Consider the following 13,205-nt stretch of genomic DNA (forward strand, 5'->3'; position numbering starts at 1 on the left):
TACAATCTTTGCGAACCCTCAGCTTTCCCCGTTGCCGCCATGAAAAACGAGCCCAATACCTCGCTGGGTGCCCACGCCACCGATGTGTCCCATATCGCGCCGCGCGAGAAGGCCGAGATCCTGTCGCAGGCGCTGCCCTATATCCGCAAGTTCCACGGCAAGACCATCGTCATCAAGTACGGCGGCAATGCCATGACCGACCCGGCCCTGCAGCAGGATTTTGCCGAGGACGTGGTGCTCCTGAAGCTCGTAGGCCTGAACCCGGTGGTGGTGCATGGCGGCGGGCCGCAGATCGAGGACGCGCTGAACAAGCTCGGTAAGAAGGGCCACTTCGTGCAAGGCATGCGCGTGACCGACGCCGAGACCATGAGCGTCGTCGAATGGGTGCTGGGCGGCGAAGTGCAGCAGGACGTGGTGGGCCTGATCAACGCCGCCGGCGGCAAGGCCGTGGGCCTGACCGGCCGCGATGGCGCCATGATCCGCGCCAAGAAGCTCAAGATCGTCGACAAGGACGACCCCAACAAGGAACACGATGTGGGCCAGGTCGGCGACATCGTTTCCATCGACCCCAGCGTGGTGAAGGCACTGCAGGACGACCAGTTCATTCCCGTCATCAGCCCGATCGGCTTCGGCGAGAACAACGAGAGCTACAACATCAATGCTGACGTCGTGGCTGCCAAGCTGGCCACGGTGCTGCGCGCCGAGAAGCTCCTGATGCTGACCAATATCCGCGGCGTGCTGGACAAGGCCGGCGAGCTGATGACCGAGCTGACGCCGCGCCGCATCGATGAGCTGGTGGCTGACGGCACAATCAGCGGCGGCATGATCCCCAAGATTGCCGGCGCGATCGATGCGGCCAAGAGCGGCGTCAATGCGGTCCACATCATCGATGGCCGCGTGCCCCACGCCATGTTGCTTGAGATCCTCAGTGACCAGGCCTACGGGACGATGATCCGATCTCATTGAGATCACCCCCGGTTAACCCCTCACTTCAAACTGGGGGGCTGGGCAATTTCTCCGGGTGGATGCGCATTGTGTCCAGTCACTTGCTGCCGAGAATCGCTGTTTCCCTGGAAGCTCCGTCCCCATGTCCCGTTTTTCGCTGCTGATTGTTGAAGACCAGGTCCGTTTCAGAGACGCCTTCACCCATGCGCTGGCTGGCAGCGAAGACATCCAGTTGTTGGGCATTGCGCAAGACCTGCCCAGCGGCCGCCAGCTCTTTGACCTGCACCGGCCCGACGTGCTGCTGGTCGACCTGGACCTGCCCGGCGGCAGCGGTATCGAATTGATACGCCATGCCGCCGCCACCCATCCCGATTGCGACGTGATGGTGATCTCGGTCTTTGGTGACGAGCAGCATGTGCTGTCCAGCATCGAGGCCGGCGCCACCGGCTACCTGCTGAAGGACGCGCTGGCGCTGGAACTGCCCACGCAATTGCGCTCGCTGCGCGCCGGCGGCAGCCCGATCAGCCCGGTGATTGCTCGCCGCCTGCTGATGCGCCTGGCGCCATCGGCACCGCACCTCTCCAGCTCGGCCCTGCCGCAGGGCGACGAAGCGGCGGTGGCGCTCTCCGAGCAGGAGTCGCGCGTGCTGCATCTGGCGGCCAAGGGCTTCACCTTCGACGAGATCGCCCAGTTCATGCAGGTCTCGCCGCACACCGTCATGACCTATGTGAAGCGCACCTACCGCAAGCTGCAGGTGCGCAGCAAGGTCGAGGCGATCTACGAAGCGCGCCGCCTGGGCTGGCTGCGCGATTGATAGAAGCTCGCCAGGACTGACACCGGGCTGTGCAAGAATCGTCCGCAATGTCCGACGCCAGCCCACTCCCCAGCCCCCCCCACGGTGATGGCACTGTGCCCGCGGCCGCTGAAGCCCAGCCGCGCCGCCGGCCCAAGCCGGGCGAGCGCCGGACGCAGATCCTGCAAACCCTGGCCAGCATGCTGGAACAGCCGGGGGCAGACCGTGTCACCACGGCCGCACTCGCAGCCCGGCTGGAAGTGAGCGAGGCCGCGCTGTACCGGCATTTCGCCAGCAAGGCGCAGATGTTCGAAGGGCTGATCGAGTTCATCGAAAGCAGCATCTTCACCCTTGTGAACCAGATCACCGAGCGCGAAGGGTCGGGTCTTGCCCAGGCGCAGAAGATCGTCTCGGTGCTGCTGCAGTTCGGCGAGCGCAACCCCGGCATGTCCCGCGTGATGGTGGGCGACGCACTGGTCTACGAGAACGAGCGCCTGGTCGCGCGCATGAACCAGTTCTTCGACCGCATCGAGTCTTCGATGCGCCAATGCCTGCGCCAGGCCGCCGAAGAAGCCGGCTCGGCCACGCCGACGGTGGCGGCCAATGCCCAGGCTTCGGTGCTGGTCAGCTTCGTGATCGGCCGCCTGCAGCGCTATGCCCGCTCGGGCTTCAAGCGCGAGCCGACCGAGCAGCTGGAAGCCGCGCTGCGCATGCTCGGCGGCTGAAGCCGTTTTCAGAGCGGTCAGGAACGGAACAGGCGCGAATACTGCGCCTCGTGCTGCGCAGACAGGATGGCCAGCATCGGCGCGAAGGCCTGTCGATCCCCATCCATCAAAGCCAGGGCGCCATCGACGGCGGCCGGTATCGCTTCACCCAGCGTATGCAGCATGCGCTGCCCGGCCACCTGGCCCAGCGGCACGGCCTTGATGGCGGCGGCCACCATGTTTTCCGCCCAGGCAAAGGCGTGAGCCAGCAGGGCTTCGCGCAGGGGCGCCCCGGTCTGCTGCGCGGCCAGCGCGAAGGCTACCGGCCAGGTCGGCGCCGGCTTCAATGCAGACAATGCCTGCAGCAGCGCCGCATCGGCATCCGGCTTGTGCCGCAGCCATTCGGCCAGCGAGCGCCCCATCTGCTCGGCCTGCAGGCGCAGTTCGCGGCTTTCGCGGGTCTGCAGCACCCAGTCGTTCAAGGCCGTGATGCGCGTCAGATCGGCATTGGCCCAGGCCTCGAACGCGGCGGCGCAGACGCTGAAATCGGCACGCGCCTGTGTCAATCGCAGTTGATCAAGCAGCCAGGCCTGTGCGCTGGATTCGTCAATGACCTGGCCGGCATCGACCGCCGCTTCCAGCCCTTCCGAGTAGCTGAAGCCGCCCACCGGCAGCGCCGGCGATGCCAGCTGCAGTAGTTGCAGCCAAGCCCGGGCTTCCATGCTCATGCCGGCCGCAGGCAGGCGGCCTGGCCTTCGCTGGGCGTCGTCAAGTGCGCAGGCACTGGACTCGGTCCCAGCTCAGTGCTTGCAGCCCGGACCGTGCACATGTGGCGCGGCGGCAATCTTGATGCCTATGGGCTTGGGCGCGGCATGGGCATGACCGTGGCCGTGTTGGTGGCCCTGGCCTTCGCCACCGTAGGCGCCAGCCTCGGGCTCGAAAGCGGCCTTCACCTCGGCGACCTCCAGGTGCATCTGCCTCAGCATGTCGGCCAGCACATGGTCGGGTTCCAGCAACAGCCGGTCCTTCTGCAGCTCCAGTTGCACATGCCGGTTGCCCAGGTGGTAGGCGGCGCGCATCAGGTCGAAGGGCGAGCCGTGCTCGGCGCAGGCGCGCACTTCCAGCAGTGCCTGCTCGGCAGCGACCACGCGCAGGAACGAGCCGTCTTCGGCCACCAGCACATCGCCGCCGCGCACCGTGCTGCCGCGCGGCAGGAAGACGGCGAGCACCCGCTCCTGGCTGTCGCGGGCATCGAAGCGGCTCTTCTGGCGCGTGTCCCAATCCAGCACCACTTCGGGTGCCCGCTTGAGCAGGGCGGCGGCCAGGCCCTGGCCACGGGGAATCAGCTTGTTGATGGTCAGCATGGAAGTCGTTTCAGAAATCGACGGCACGGGTCTTCATGCCGCGGGCGATCATGGTCGCATTGATCAGCTGCGCCTGCTCGCGGGTCGCGAAAGGCCAGATGGTGGGCACGAAGCCGGCGGGCGTGTCGATCACCTGGAATTGCAGCGCGTCGGGTTGCCGGGTAACGCCGGTCAGCATGTCCTTCATGCGGGCGAGATAGGCCTCGGCGTCGGTGCGCTTGGCGCTGGGCGGGCCCACCAGGGCCACTGGCTTGCTGCTCAGTGGCGGCACCACCGGGGCCACCTTGGGCTCGGCCTTGGCTTCTGTCCTGGGCTCGTTCCTTGTTTCAGCCTTGACCTCGGCCTTGCCTTGCGCCTTCGGATCCTTCTTGTCAGCCTTGTCCGGCGCCGTGGCGGCGGCGGGTGCCGGGGCGCTGGCCCCGCCGGAAACGCGCAGCGGCGGCGCGCTGGCGGCGCGATTGACCGTGACCAGGCGCGGGCGGATGTCGGGTTGCGGGCCGCTTGCCTGGTCGGGCAATTCAGAGGCTGGCACGGCATTGCCGGGGTTGTTCATCACCGAGCTGGCAGCGGGCGCCGGTGTCGGTGCAGAGGCCACCGATACCGGGGCGGTGACGGCCGCGGTGGGGGCCGAAGCAAGATCTCCCGCAGCTGATGCTGCCGATGGGGGCGGTGCGGCCGATGGGGCCGATGCAACAGGAGCAGGCACTGGCTTGCTGGCAGCGGCGGCGGGTGCCGAGGCAGGCTCAGCGGCCACATGGGCTTCGCCCGCCGGATGCATCCAGCTCCAGCCGGCCCAGGCCATGCCGCCCAGCAGCAGAAGTGCCGCGATGGCGCTGCGCACCGGGCTGATGCAGCGCCGGCCGCAAAGCATCAGGCTGCGACCGCCACCCTGGCCGATCAGCACCCGCGTTCGTGAGGCGCCGGCGTCGATACCGGCGCTGACCAGGAAGAGTTCGAACGGCCAGGCGCCACCGCGGTGCTTGGCCGAGCCCTTGGCCACATAGGATTCGTCCACCGCGGCGGTGCGGCGCGGCCAGTGCGGGTCGCCTGGCGCCTCGTTGTAGCCATAGTCCAGGGCAAAGCGGGCCACGCTGGCGGCGCTCAGGCCGGGAATCATTTCCTCGCTGAAGACCGGCCATTGCCAATGGTTGCCCCAGCGCTGGCGGCGCATCCGGAACCACAGGTTCTGCAAGGGCTGCAGCCAGGCCGGGCCGCGGGGCGCACGGGGCGCGCTGTCGGTCTCGAAGCGGCTGAAGGCGCCGGGCTCGTTGCCGCCGTCCTCGTCCTCTTCGTCGCCCGCCCCTTCGATCAGCGCATCACGGGTCTCGGCGTTGTGCAGCGGATCGACCTCTTCGGTCAGCACCGGCTCCACCGGCAGGGGCGGGCGCCGGTTCTGCCGCATGAAGGGCAGGGCGATCACGCCAACCGTGTGCACATCAAAGGCGCTGATCCGCTTGGCCAGCGGATGCCTGTTGTGCCAGGCCACGATCTGCTCGGTCAATCGCTCCATGCTGTGCGGGACTGCGCTGCCTCGTCGCTGTGTTGTTGGGAGGGGTCGGCCACCATTATCCGGGCTGAAAAAGCCCCGGATCCCGCAAAGACGGCCGTTCAGCGCCCCTGTTTCAGAGCTGACGGGTCATGAAGGCGCTGTACGGGTCCTCTGCATAGTCGGCAAAAGGCCCGCAAAACTTGAAGCCTGCGCTGGCATAGAGCCTGCGGGCCGGCTCGAACTCGGGCTGACTGCCGGTTTCCAGGCTCAGCCGCGTGAGGCCCCTGGCGCGGGCTTGCTCGAGGATGTGGTTCAGGATGGCACGCGCCGCACCCTTGCCGCGCAAGGCCGTCGGCGTGCGCATGGACTTGATCTCCCCCTCGGTGGGCGACAACTGCTTGAGTGCGCCGCAACCCAGCAGCTGCTCGCCCTCCCAGATCGTCCAGAAGGTGATCTCGGGCTGGCGCAGCTTGTCCAGGTCCAGCGCATGCACGCTCTCGGGCGGCGAGAGTTCATGCATGTGGCGCAGGTGCTCCTCGAGCAGGGCGTGGATTTCAGGACCACGCAGGTCGTCGATGCGGATTTTCATTTGCTTGGAAAGCTTGTTGCCTTGTCTTCGTGCAAGCAGGGGCCGTGCCAGACCTTGACGATTTGCCCTAGTGCACGACAACTCGAAGCTGCTCGATGGCGCCCGAGCCCAGTGGCTGCAGGCTGCTGACGGCGCCGGCAATCAAGCTGTCGCAGGGTGGGCAGGGATCCGACACGTACACGACGAGTACTCTTGCACCCGTCCCTGCGCGCTTGATCTTCAAGGTGGCCATCTCACTGGCGAGCGACCGCGGTTTGACGTCGCCGTGAATCCTGGCTTGCTTCTTTCCGGTCGCCGTACTGGCCATCTGCCGCGCATCGGCGGACAAGCCTGCAAACACCAGGCGACCCTCCGAATACAGCTTGAAGTAGGGCGTGGATGCCCATCGGCCGGCTTTGTCTGGCGTTGGCTGCGTCGGGATGAGGCCGTGGGCTGCCACATCGTCGAGGGTGATTTTCCCAGCCACCGGAAATGCCGCAGCGCCCGGCACGCCCAAGAAAAATCCCGCCATCACCCAAGCGAGCATCGCTCTCATTTTTTCTGCGATGCCAGGTAGGCCTGGATGGTTTCGGCACGGAGCCTGGCGATTTCTGAATCGCTCAGATAGCGCCCCTTCTCAGTAGCTGCATCGACCTTGAAGGCAATGGCCATGCCCTCTCTTGTATGTTCGAGCCGGGTCAGGCCAACCTGGGCTCCGTGCTTGCCGTACTCGCCACGCAGCGCTTCCAAGAGATCGCTGGCGACCTTGCTGTCGTGCCGCACCGAGGCGTCCACAAAGGGCGGCAACTGGAAAGCGACCTGGCAGCTGCTTTCCTGACATGCAAGCTCCCGAACGCCGATCTGATGCGGGCTCAGATGGTCCTGCACCAGCACCTGGGCGGCGCCGGCGCGCAAGGTCTCAACCAAGCCACTGTTGGTGCTGCCGGGTGGGGGCACTCGAGGCGGGTGCTGGCTGGCCGCAGAGGCGAGAACAGCCAGCCCAGAGTTGCTGTCTGCCGGAGCGGCCGATGCATTGAGGCTGGCCTCCGCAGCCTTGCCAACAGCAGCGGCTATGGGTTCCGCCGTTGATGGTTCCTGCCCCTTCGCTCCGAGAAACATGCTGCCAACGAACACACCCGCTGCTGTGCCGAAAGCGCTGATCCAGAGGCAGAGTCGACAGTTCTTCATGAGTGCCAGATCATTCCATGTGGTTTTGGCGTTAGGAGCAGAGAAAACCCGTGGCTGAAACCGGCTAGGCAGGGCTCGGTGCGGGCAGTGCTCATGGCTTTGTCGCATCCTCTGCGCTGCAGATCGCCGGGTTCTGACCGAGTAGCTGGGCCTGTGCATTGCCGCGGGAGCGTGGCGGCTCGCCACGGAGGTCGCAGCGAACCACCACCTCGCGGCCGGCTCGGTCGCCCCGCTGTCCGATCAGGGCGGCAAGCTCGGCGGGCTGTCCGGCGCGGCGCAGGCACAGGCCTGTCAGGCTCATCTGCAGCTCGGGCGGCACCAGGAACGCATAGAACAACTCCATGCGCCAGCGCCGCGGCAAGCTGAATCGCCCTTCGGACGATAGCGCTACCGGCTCGCCCGCTGCTTCGCATGGCTTGCTGTGCGCCGGCTGGGTGGACAGGAACAGCTCGACGCCTTGCCCCGGCAAGGCCAACACCTGGCCCCTGATCTCGGGTCGCAGCTGGACCTGATGGGGCCAGGGCGCGCAGGCCGAGAGAGCCAGGGCGGCTGGCAGCAGAAGCAGGATGGGGCGCATGGCCGCCGTTCTATCACGCGTTCTGCATGCGGCGGATGGCCGCAGCGCAATTCAGAACAGGAAATAGCGCTGCGCCATCGGCAGCACGGTGGCGGGCTCGCAGGTCAGCAATTGCCCATCGGCCCTGACCTCGTAGGTCTGCGCATCGATCTCCATGCGCGGCAGATAGGCGTTGTGGACCATGTCGGTCTTCTTGACCGTGCGGCAGCCCTTGACAACCGACAGCGACTTCTTCAAGCCATAGCCCTGCGCCGCTGCAAGCCCGCTCTGCGAGACAAAGCTCAAGGAGCCGGCCGACAAGGCGCCGCCGAAGCTGCCGAACATCGGACGGTAGTGCACCGGCTGCGGCGTCGGAATGCTGGCGTTCGGGTCGCCCATCGCGGCCGCAGCGATGAAGCCGCCCTTGAGCACGAGGCCCGGCTTGACGCCGAAGAAGGCCGGCCGCCAGAACACGAGGTCGGCCCATTTGCCGGCCTCGATCGAACCCACCTCGTGCGCGATGCCATGCGTCAGCGCCGGGTTGATCGCCAGCTTGGCGATAAAGCGCTTGACGCGAGCGTTGTCGTGGCGCTCGCTATCTCCAGGCAGGGGCCCGCGCTGCACCTTCATCTTGTGCGCGGTCTGCCAGCAGCGGATCGTCACTTCGCCCACGCGGCCCATGGCTTGCGAGTCGGAGCTGAACATCGAGATCGCGCCGAGGTCGTGCAGGATGTCTTCGGCGGCGATGGTCTCGCGGCGGATGCGGCTCTCGGCAAAGGCCAGGTCTTCGGCGATGGAGGCATCAAGGTGATGGCAGACCATTAGCATGTCCAGATGCTCGTCCAGCGTGTTGACCGTGTAGGGCCGCGTCGGATTGGTGGAGGAGGGCAGCACATTGGCTTCGCCCACCACCTTCATGATGTCGGGCGCATGGCCGCCGCCGGCGCCTTCGGTATGGAAGCTGTGGATGGTGCGGCCCTTGAAGGCGGCGATGGTGTCTTCGACGAAGCCGCTTTCGTTGAGCGTGTCGGAATGCAGGGCCACCTGGACGTCGGATTCCTCAGCCACCGAGAGGCAGCAATCGATGGCGGCCGGCGTCGTGCCCCAGTCTTCATGCAGCTTCAAGCCCACCGCGCCGGCCTCGACCTGTTGCCGCAAGCCTTGCGGCTGGCTGGCATTGCCCTTGCCGAAGAAGCCGAGGTTCATCGGGAAGGCCTCGGCAGCCTGCAGCATTCGCTTGATGTTCTCGGGGCCCGGCGTGCAGGTGGTGGCGAAGGTGCCCGTGGCCGGGCCGGTGCCGCCACCCATCATCGTGGTGGTGCCGCTCATCAGGGCTTCTTCGATCTGCTGCGGGCAGATGAAGTGGATGTGGGTGTCGATGGCGCCGGCCGTGACGATCAGGCCTTCGGCGGCGATCACCTCGGTGCCGGGGCCGATGACGATGTCCACGCCCGGCTGCACGTCCGGATTGCCGGCCTTGCCGATGGCCGCGATGCGGCTGCCGCGCAGGCCGATGTCGGCCTTGACGATGCCCCAGTGGTCGATGATCAAGGCATTGGTGATCACGCAGTCGACCGCGTCGCTGGCAAGCGGCCCATTGGGCTGCTGCGACTGGCCCATGCCGTCGCGGATGGTCTTGCCGCCGCCGAACTTCACTTCCTCGCCGTAGCCTCCGGCGCGCAGGGTCAGGTCTTGCTCAACCTCGATGATCAGCTCGGTGTCGGCCAGGCGCACCCGGTCACCAACTGTCGGGCCGAACTGCTCGGCATAGGCTCGCCTGTTGATCGTGCTCATAGCTCGCCTTGCACCAGCCCACGGAAGCCGAACACCCGCCGGTAGCCCGAGTACGACACCAGCTCCACCGTGCGTTGCTGGCCCGGCTCGAAGCGCACGGCCGTGCCGGAGGCGATGTTGAGCCGCATGCCATGCGCCGCCGCACGGTCGAAGCGCAGGGCGCCGTTGGTTTCGGCGAAGTGGTAGTGCGAGCCGACCTGGATCGGGCGGTCGCCGCTGTTCTCCACGGTCAACTGGAGTGTGCGCCGGACAGGGTTTAGCGCCAGGTCCGGGCCGTCGGTGAACAGTTCGCCAGGAATCATCTCGGCCGATCCTTACTTGCGCTTCTTCAGGTACCACAGCAGGCCAGCGGCCAGGGCCAGTGGCAGCAGCAGGTCGGTGGCATGCCAGTGGCTGATGCTCTCCTGCCCGTGACCTTCATGGGCAAGGGCATACCAAGGGAGAAGGAGGAGTGCTGGCAACAGGGCTTTCATGGTGCGGGTCTCGGGCCTCATGCAATGGGTTGGTGCACGGTCACCAATTTGGTGCCATCCGGGAAGGTCGCTTCGACCTGGATTTCGGGAATCATTTCGGCCACGCCCTCCATCACGTCGGCCTTGCCGAGGATGGTCTTGCCCTCGCTCATCAGCTGGGCCACGCTCTTGCCGTCGCGCGCGCCTTCCATGATGGCTGCGCTGATCAGGGCCACAGCCTCGGGGTAATTGAGCTTGAGCCCGCGGGCCTGGCGACGCTCGGCCAGCAGGGCGGCGGTGAAGATCAGCAGCTTGTCCTTCTCGCGCGGGGTCAGTTCCATGCACGGTCCTTCGCACATTCGATGCCAGCGAGCTTAGGCAGTACGGCACGCCCCTTGCAATCAGGTGTTGCGATGCCCGATAACTGTTCAATGCCCAGCACACCCGATCTCGACGACCCCAGCCTGGCGCCGCTGCTGCCCAGCGCGCCGCTGGTGAGCGCCCATGGCGAGCGCATTCTCTTGCTGAGTGCCTTGCCGCAAGCCTGGGCGGCGCATGCCGATGCAATGGAGGAGTCCGGCTACGGCGTTGTTGTGCTGCCGCCCAGGCTGCCGCTGCCGCCCGAGCTGGAAGCGCCGGATCTGATTCTTCTGGATGCGCCCGAGCCCAAGCACCTGGGCCTGCTTGCGCGCCTGCGCGAGGCTGGTTTGACGGTGCCCATCCTGGTGCTGTGCCTGGCGGGCGTCGAAGGCATGCCGGCCTCTGCCATGAAGGCCGGTGCCAGTGATTGCCTGCTGGCGCCGGTGCGTCCGCGCGAGCTGCTGCTGCGGCTGGCGGCGCACCTGCGCCGCGCGCCCTCAAAGCCACGCAGCGCACTCGATGCCTTTGGTCACGCCAGCATGGCAGTGCGCGAGACCGACGGCTGGTGTGTCTGGCAGACGGCGCTGGCCCGCACGCTGATGGCCGAGTTCTTCAGCGGCGGTCATTTCGAGCGCGGCCGGCTGCCGCCGGAGCTGCTGCTGTGGATGCACCGTGAAGTGCTGCGGCGCCGGGTGGGCGCCGAGCCGGGCGAGCTGACCGTGCTGCCTCAATTGCGGCCGGACTCACGGCCGAGCACCGCCGCCCTGGTGGCCCGCAGCGAGAGGCGTTTGAGCTTCTCGCTGCATGCGGTGGACCCCGATGCCTTGGGCGAGGGTCAGTGGCTGATCGTCCTGCACGAACCAGCCGAAGAATCGACCCCCAAGCCCGCTGCGACTCCCTGAACCTGCTTCAGCGCAGGTCCACACTCATCACGATGGGGCAATGGTCCGAAGCGCCCAGGACCGGGTCGGTCTTGCCGGCCAGTGCCACTGCGCTCTGACCCAGCGCGCCGATGCCCACTTTCTGAGCGCCACTCACCTTGGCCTTGAGCTTCTCGGCGACGACGAAGTGGTCCAGGCCGATGGCATTGCGGCAGCCCAGGCCTGAGGCATCGCCCAGCGGCGCCATCTCGTCGCGCTTCAAGGCCTCGGTCTTGGAGCGTTCGCACAGCCCGGCCAGCTTGGCGTCGAGCTTGCATTCCAGCGAGACCAGGCTGGCACGGGTGTTGGCCGGCTCGCCGTCGAATACTTCCTTGTAGAGGCTTTGCGTCTTCACGCCGGCCGGCAGCGGCTTGGCGAGGTCGGTCGAGCCATCGCTGCGCACGGCCTTGGCGCCTTCCAGCTCATTGGCTTCATGCCAGAGGTTGCGGTTGAAGTCGCCCAGCACGATGAACTGATCGGCGCCGGCCGCCAGCTTCTCGACCGCGGCTTCGATCGGTGCGACCTGCTGCTGCAGGACCGGGCAGGGGTCGGTAAAGCGCTCGTTCGTGCGGTCCTGGTCCAGGCGGCCACGGCCGTCCAGCGGGCTCACGCAGCTGGACTTCAGGTGCACGGTCATGAAGCTGGTGCGCTTGTCGCCGGTCTTCAAGGTCAGCACGAGGCCTGGGCGGACCTGGTCCTTGTCGGCCACGGTCGGCAGCGTCATCGCGTCCTCGGTTCGGCATTCGCCCGCACCAAGCTCCTTGCGCCAGGCAAAGGCCAGGCGCTGGACCTTGAAGCGCGGCTCGAACGAGCAGACATTGAAGCGGTCCGAAGCCGCACCCAGCGCCTCGCGCACCGCAGCCACGCCAGAAACTTCCTGGAAGGCAATCACGTCGGCCCGCACGTCCTTCTCGAGGACCTGGGCGATCTGCCGGTTGCGCTCGGCCCAGGCGCCGGGCGTCACCGCCAGCTTGGTCCGGTCTGCGCCTTCATAGACGCCGCAGGGCGGCATCTTCGACAGGTCCACGCCTTCCAGCTGGGAGCGCGACTCCTTGATGAACCAGCCCACCGTGGCGCCGGCCGTGCCCTCGGGCACGACGCGCCAGACGCCATCGCTTGCGCTCTTCTGATAGGACTTGCCGCATTGGGCCAGCCAGGCGGGCAGTTCGGCGGTGGAGACATGCCAGCCGAGGTTCCAGCTGGCGACGCGCACGGCCTGGGCGGCCGCGGGCGTGGTGGCGGTGATGGCCAGCAGCGTGGCGGCCAGGGAGGAGAGCAGGGGGTACTTCATGAGGGATCCGATGGGGTTGGTACTGCGGCCGCGCGATGGTAGCGGCTGCGCATGCCTTCGCCGTTTGCGCAATCGGGAGTGCGGCGGACTTTGCACTTTTTCACGATCGCGGCCTGCATGCGGGTTTTGCCACCGCCCGTCTCAGGGGGAGTACGGGCTCATTTCGCAGGCGCGCCGGTCAGAATGGGGCAATAGCTCAGCAGCAATACAGGGACGGTATTCATCATGCGGCGCAGCGGTCGGCGTTTTTTCTCCTTTGTTTCGGGCGCAGGCCTGTACCTTGCCGCGATGATGCTGGGGCAGTACCTGGGCTCCATCGGTGTTCCGCACAGCTGGACAAGCATGTTCGGCTCCCGCGGCAGTGCCGAGGTGCGGGTGGCGGAGGCCTTCATATTCGCGCTGCCGGTTTTCCTGATCTGCCTGGTCTGGGCCTGGCTGACGGTGCGGCCCTGGGGTGGTGCACGTACGCCGCACACCGCCTGGTGCGTGGGTGGCACCATGGTCGCCGCTGCGGGCACCTTGCTGGCCGGCGTGATGATGTTTTCGCTCAAGCCGCCCGGCTACGAGGTGCCGGTGACCTACATGCTGTTCCGCTCCAGCCAGGCGCCTCTGTGGGGAGTCCAGAACACGCTGGCGGCTTTTGCCGGCCTGAGCCTGGCAGTGTTTGCCGTGGCGCGCTACATGCGGCGCCACCCGCCGGTCCGCTCGCGCCGCAGCCAGGCTTTCAAGCCGGCCACCGCGCTGGGGCCGGTGCCCCGGTCGCCGGGTTCGTCGAGCTGAG

At 66.7% G+C, this 13,205-nt stretch carries 17 protein-coding genes; 5 read left to right on the forward strand and 12 right to left on the reverse strand.

The window, feature by feature from the left end; all coding sequences use genetic code 11:
- Positions 1 to 39 precede the first annotated feature (39 nt).
- From argB to slmA, 3 genes are all read left to right on the forward strand, one after another.
- Entirely contained in the window at positions 40 to 966 is a 927-nt protein-coding gene (gene argB, locus V3596_RS14500; protein WP_334278486.1) for an acetylglutamate kinase, read from the forward strand.
- Between the two features lie 121 nt (positions 967 to 1,087).
- Complete coding sequence (locus V3596_RS14505) at positions 1,088 to 1,759, forward strand: response regulator transcription factor (protein ID WP_334278487.1); 672 nt, start codon at positions 1,088 to 1,090, stop codon at positions 1,757 to 1,759.
- Positions 1,760 to 1,806: 47 nt separating this feature from the next.
- Complete coding sequence (slmA, locus tag V3596_RS14510; protein ID WP_334278488.1) at positions 1,807 to 2,463, forward strand: nucleoid occlusion factor SlmA; 657 nt, start codon at positions 1,807 to 1,809, stop codon at positions 2,461 to 2,463.
- Between the two features lie 17 nt (positions 2,464 to 2,480).
- On the opposite strand, the gene V3596_RS14515 is transcribed toward slmA, so the two are convergent.
- The 11 genes from V3596_RS14515 to V3596_RS14565 form a co-directional block, all read right to left on the reverse strand.
- A complete protein-coding gene (locus V3596_RS14515) occupies positions 2,481 to 3,164 on the reverse strand; it encodes an urease accessory protein UreF (RefSeq protein WP_334278928.1) in 684 nt (227 codons plus the stop codon).
- A gap of 78 nt (positions 3,165 to 3,242) precedes the next feature.
- Entirely contained in the window at positions 3,243 to 3,806 is a 564-nt protein-coding gene (gene ureE, locus V3596_RS14520) for an urease accessory protein UreE (RefSeq protein WP_334278489.1), read from the reverse strand.
- A 10-nt stretch (positions 3,807 to 3,816) separates the two neighbouring features.
- Positions 3,817 to 5,316 (reverse strand): hypothetical protein, encoded by a 1,500-nt coding sequence (locus tag V3596_RS14525; protein WP_334278490.1) that lies wholly within the window; start codon positions 5,314 to 5,316, stop codon positions 3,817 to 3,819.
- Positions 5,317 to 5,428: 112 nt separating this feature from the next.
- Positions 5,429 to 5,884 (reverse strand): GNAT family N-acetyltransferase, encoded by a 456-nt coding sequence (locus V3596_RS14530; RefSeq protein WP_334278491.1) that lies wholly within the window; start codon positions 5,882 to 5,884, stop codon positions 5,429 to 5,431.
- 67 nt (positions 5,885 to 5,951) lie between these two features.
- Positions 5,952 to 6,419 carry a hypothetical protein gene (locus tag V3596_RS14535; protein WP_334278492.1) on the reverse strand — a complete coding sequence of 156 codons (468 nt, stop codon included), beginning with the start codon at positions 6,417 to 6,419 and terminating at the stop codon, positions 5,952 to 5,954.
- Positions 6,416 to 6,982 (reverse strand): hypothetical protein, encoded by a 567-nt coding sequence (locus V3596_RS14540; protein WP_334278493.1) that lies wholly within the window; start codon positions 6,980 to 6,982, stop codon positions 6,416 to 6,418. Before V3596_RS14540 ends, V3596_RS14535 begins: the two co-directional genes overlap by 4 nt.
- A 160-nt stretch (positions 6,983 to 7,142) precedes the next feature.
- Positions 7,143 to 7,628 (reverse strand): hypothetical protein, encoded by a 486-nt coding sequence (locus V3596_RS14545; protein ID WP_334278494.1) that lies wholly within the window; start codon positions 7,626 to 7,628, stop codon positions 7,143 to 7,145.
- Positions 7,629 to 7,679: 51 nt separating this feature from the next.
- The gene (gene ureC, locus V3596_RS14550; protein WP_334278495.1) at positions 7,680 to 9,401 is read right to left on the reverse strand and encodes an urease subunit alpha; all 1,722 of its coding nucleotides are present in this window, start codon (positions 9,399 to 9,401) and stop codon (positions 7,680 to 7,682) included.
- Complete coding sequence (locus V3596_RS14555) at positions 9,398 to 9,703, reverse strand: urease subunit beta (protein ID WP_334278496.1); 306 nt, start codon at positions 9,701 to 9,703, stop codon at positions 9,398 to 9,400. Before V3596_RS14555 ends, ureC begins: the two co-directional genes overlap by 4 nt.
- A gap of 12 nt (positions 9,704 to 9,715) precedes the next feature.
- Positions 9,716 to 9,874, reverse strand: coding sequence for a hypothetical protein (locus V3596_RS14560; RefSeq protein ID WP_334278497.1), 159 nt, complete (start codon positions 9,872 to 9,874; stop codon positions 9,716 to 9,718).
- A gap of 17 nt (positions 9,875 to 9,891) precedes the next feature.
- Positions 9,892 to 10,194, reverse strand: coding sequence for an urease subunit gamma (locus V3596_RS14565; protein WP_334278498.1), 303 nt, complete (start codon positions 10,192 to 10,194; stop codon positions 9,892 to 9,894).
- Between the two features lie 90 nt (positions 10,195 to 10,284).
- On the opposite strand from V3596_RS14565, the gene V3596_RS14570 reads away from it, so the two are divergent.
- Positions 10,285 to 11,115 carry a response regulator gene (locus V3596_RS14570; RefSeq protein WP_334278499.1) on the forward strand — a complete coding sequence of 277 codons (831 nt, stop codon included), beginning with the start codon at positions 10,285 to 10,287 and terminating at the stop codon, positions 11,113 to 11,115.
- Between the two features lie 7 nt (positions 11,116 to 11,122).
- On the opposite strand, the gene V3596_RS14575 is transcribed toward V3596_RS14570, so the two are convergent.
- Positions 11,123 to 12,424, reverse strand: a complete 1,302-nt coding sequence (locus V3596_RS14575; protein WP_334278500.1) for an endonuclease/exonuclease/phosphatase family protein — start codon at positions 12,422 to 12,424, stop codon at positions 11,123 to 11,125.
- A 225-nt stretch (positions 12,425 to 12,649) separates the two neighbouring features.
- Here V3596_RS14575 and V3596_RS14580 point away from each other — a divergent pair, with 225 nt between their 5' ends.
- Entirely contained in the window at positions 12,650 to 13,204 is a 555-nt protein-coding gene (locus V3596_RS14580) for a hypothetical protein (RefSeq protein ID WP_334278501.1), read from the forward strand.
- Position 13,205: the final 1 nt, after the last annotated feature.

The organism is Roseateles microcysteis, from assembly GCF_036880965.1.
Lineage (GTDB): Bacteria > Pseudomonadota > Gammaproteobacteria > Burkholderiales > Burkholderiaceae_C > JAUASW01.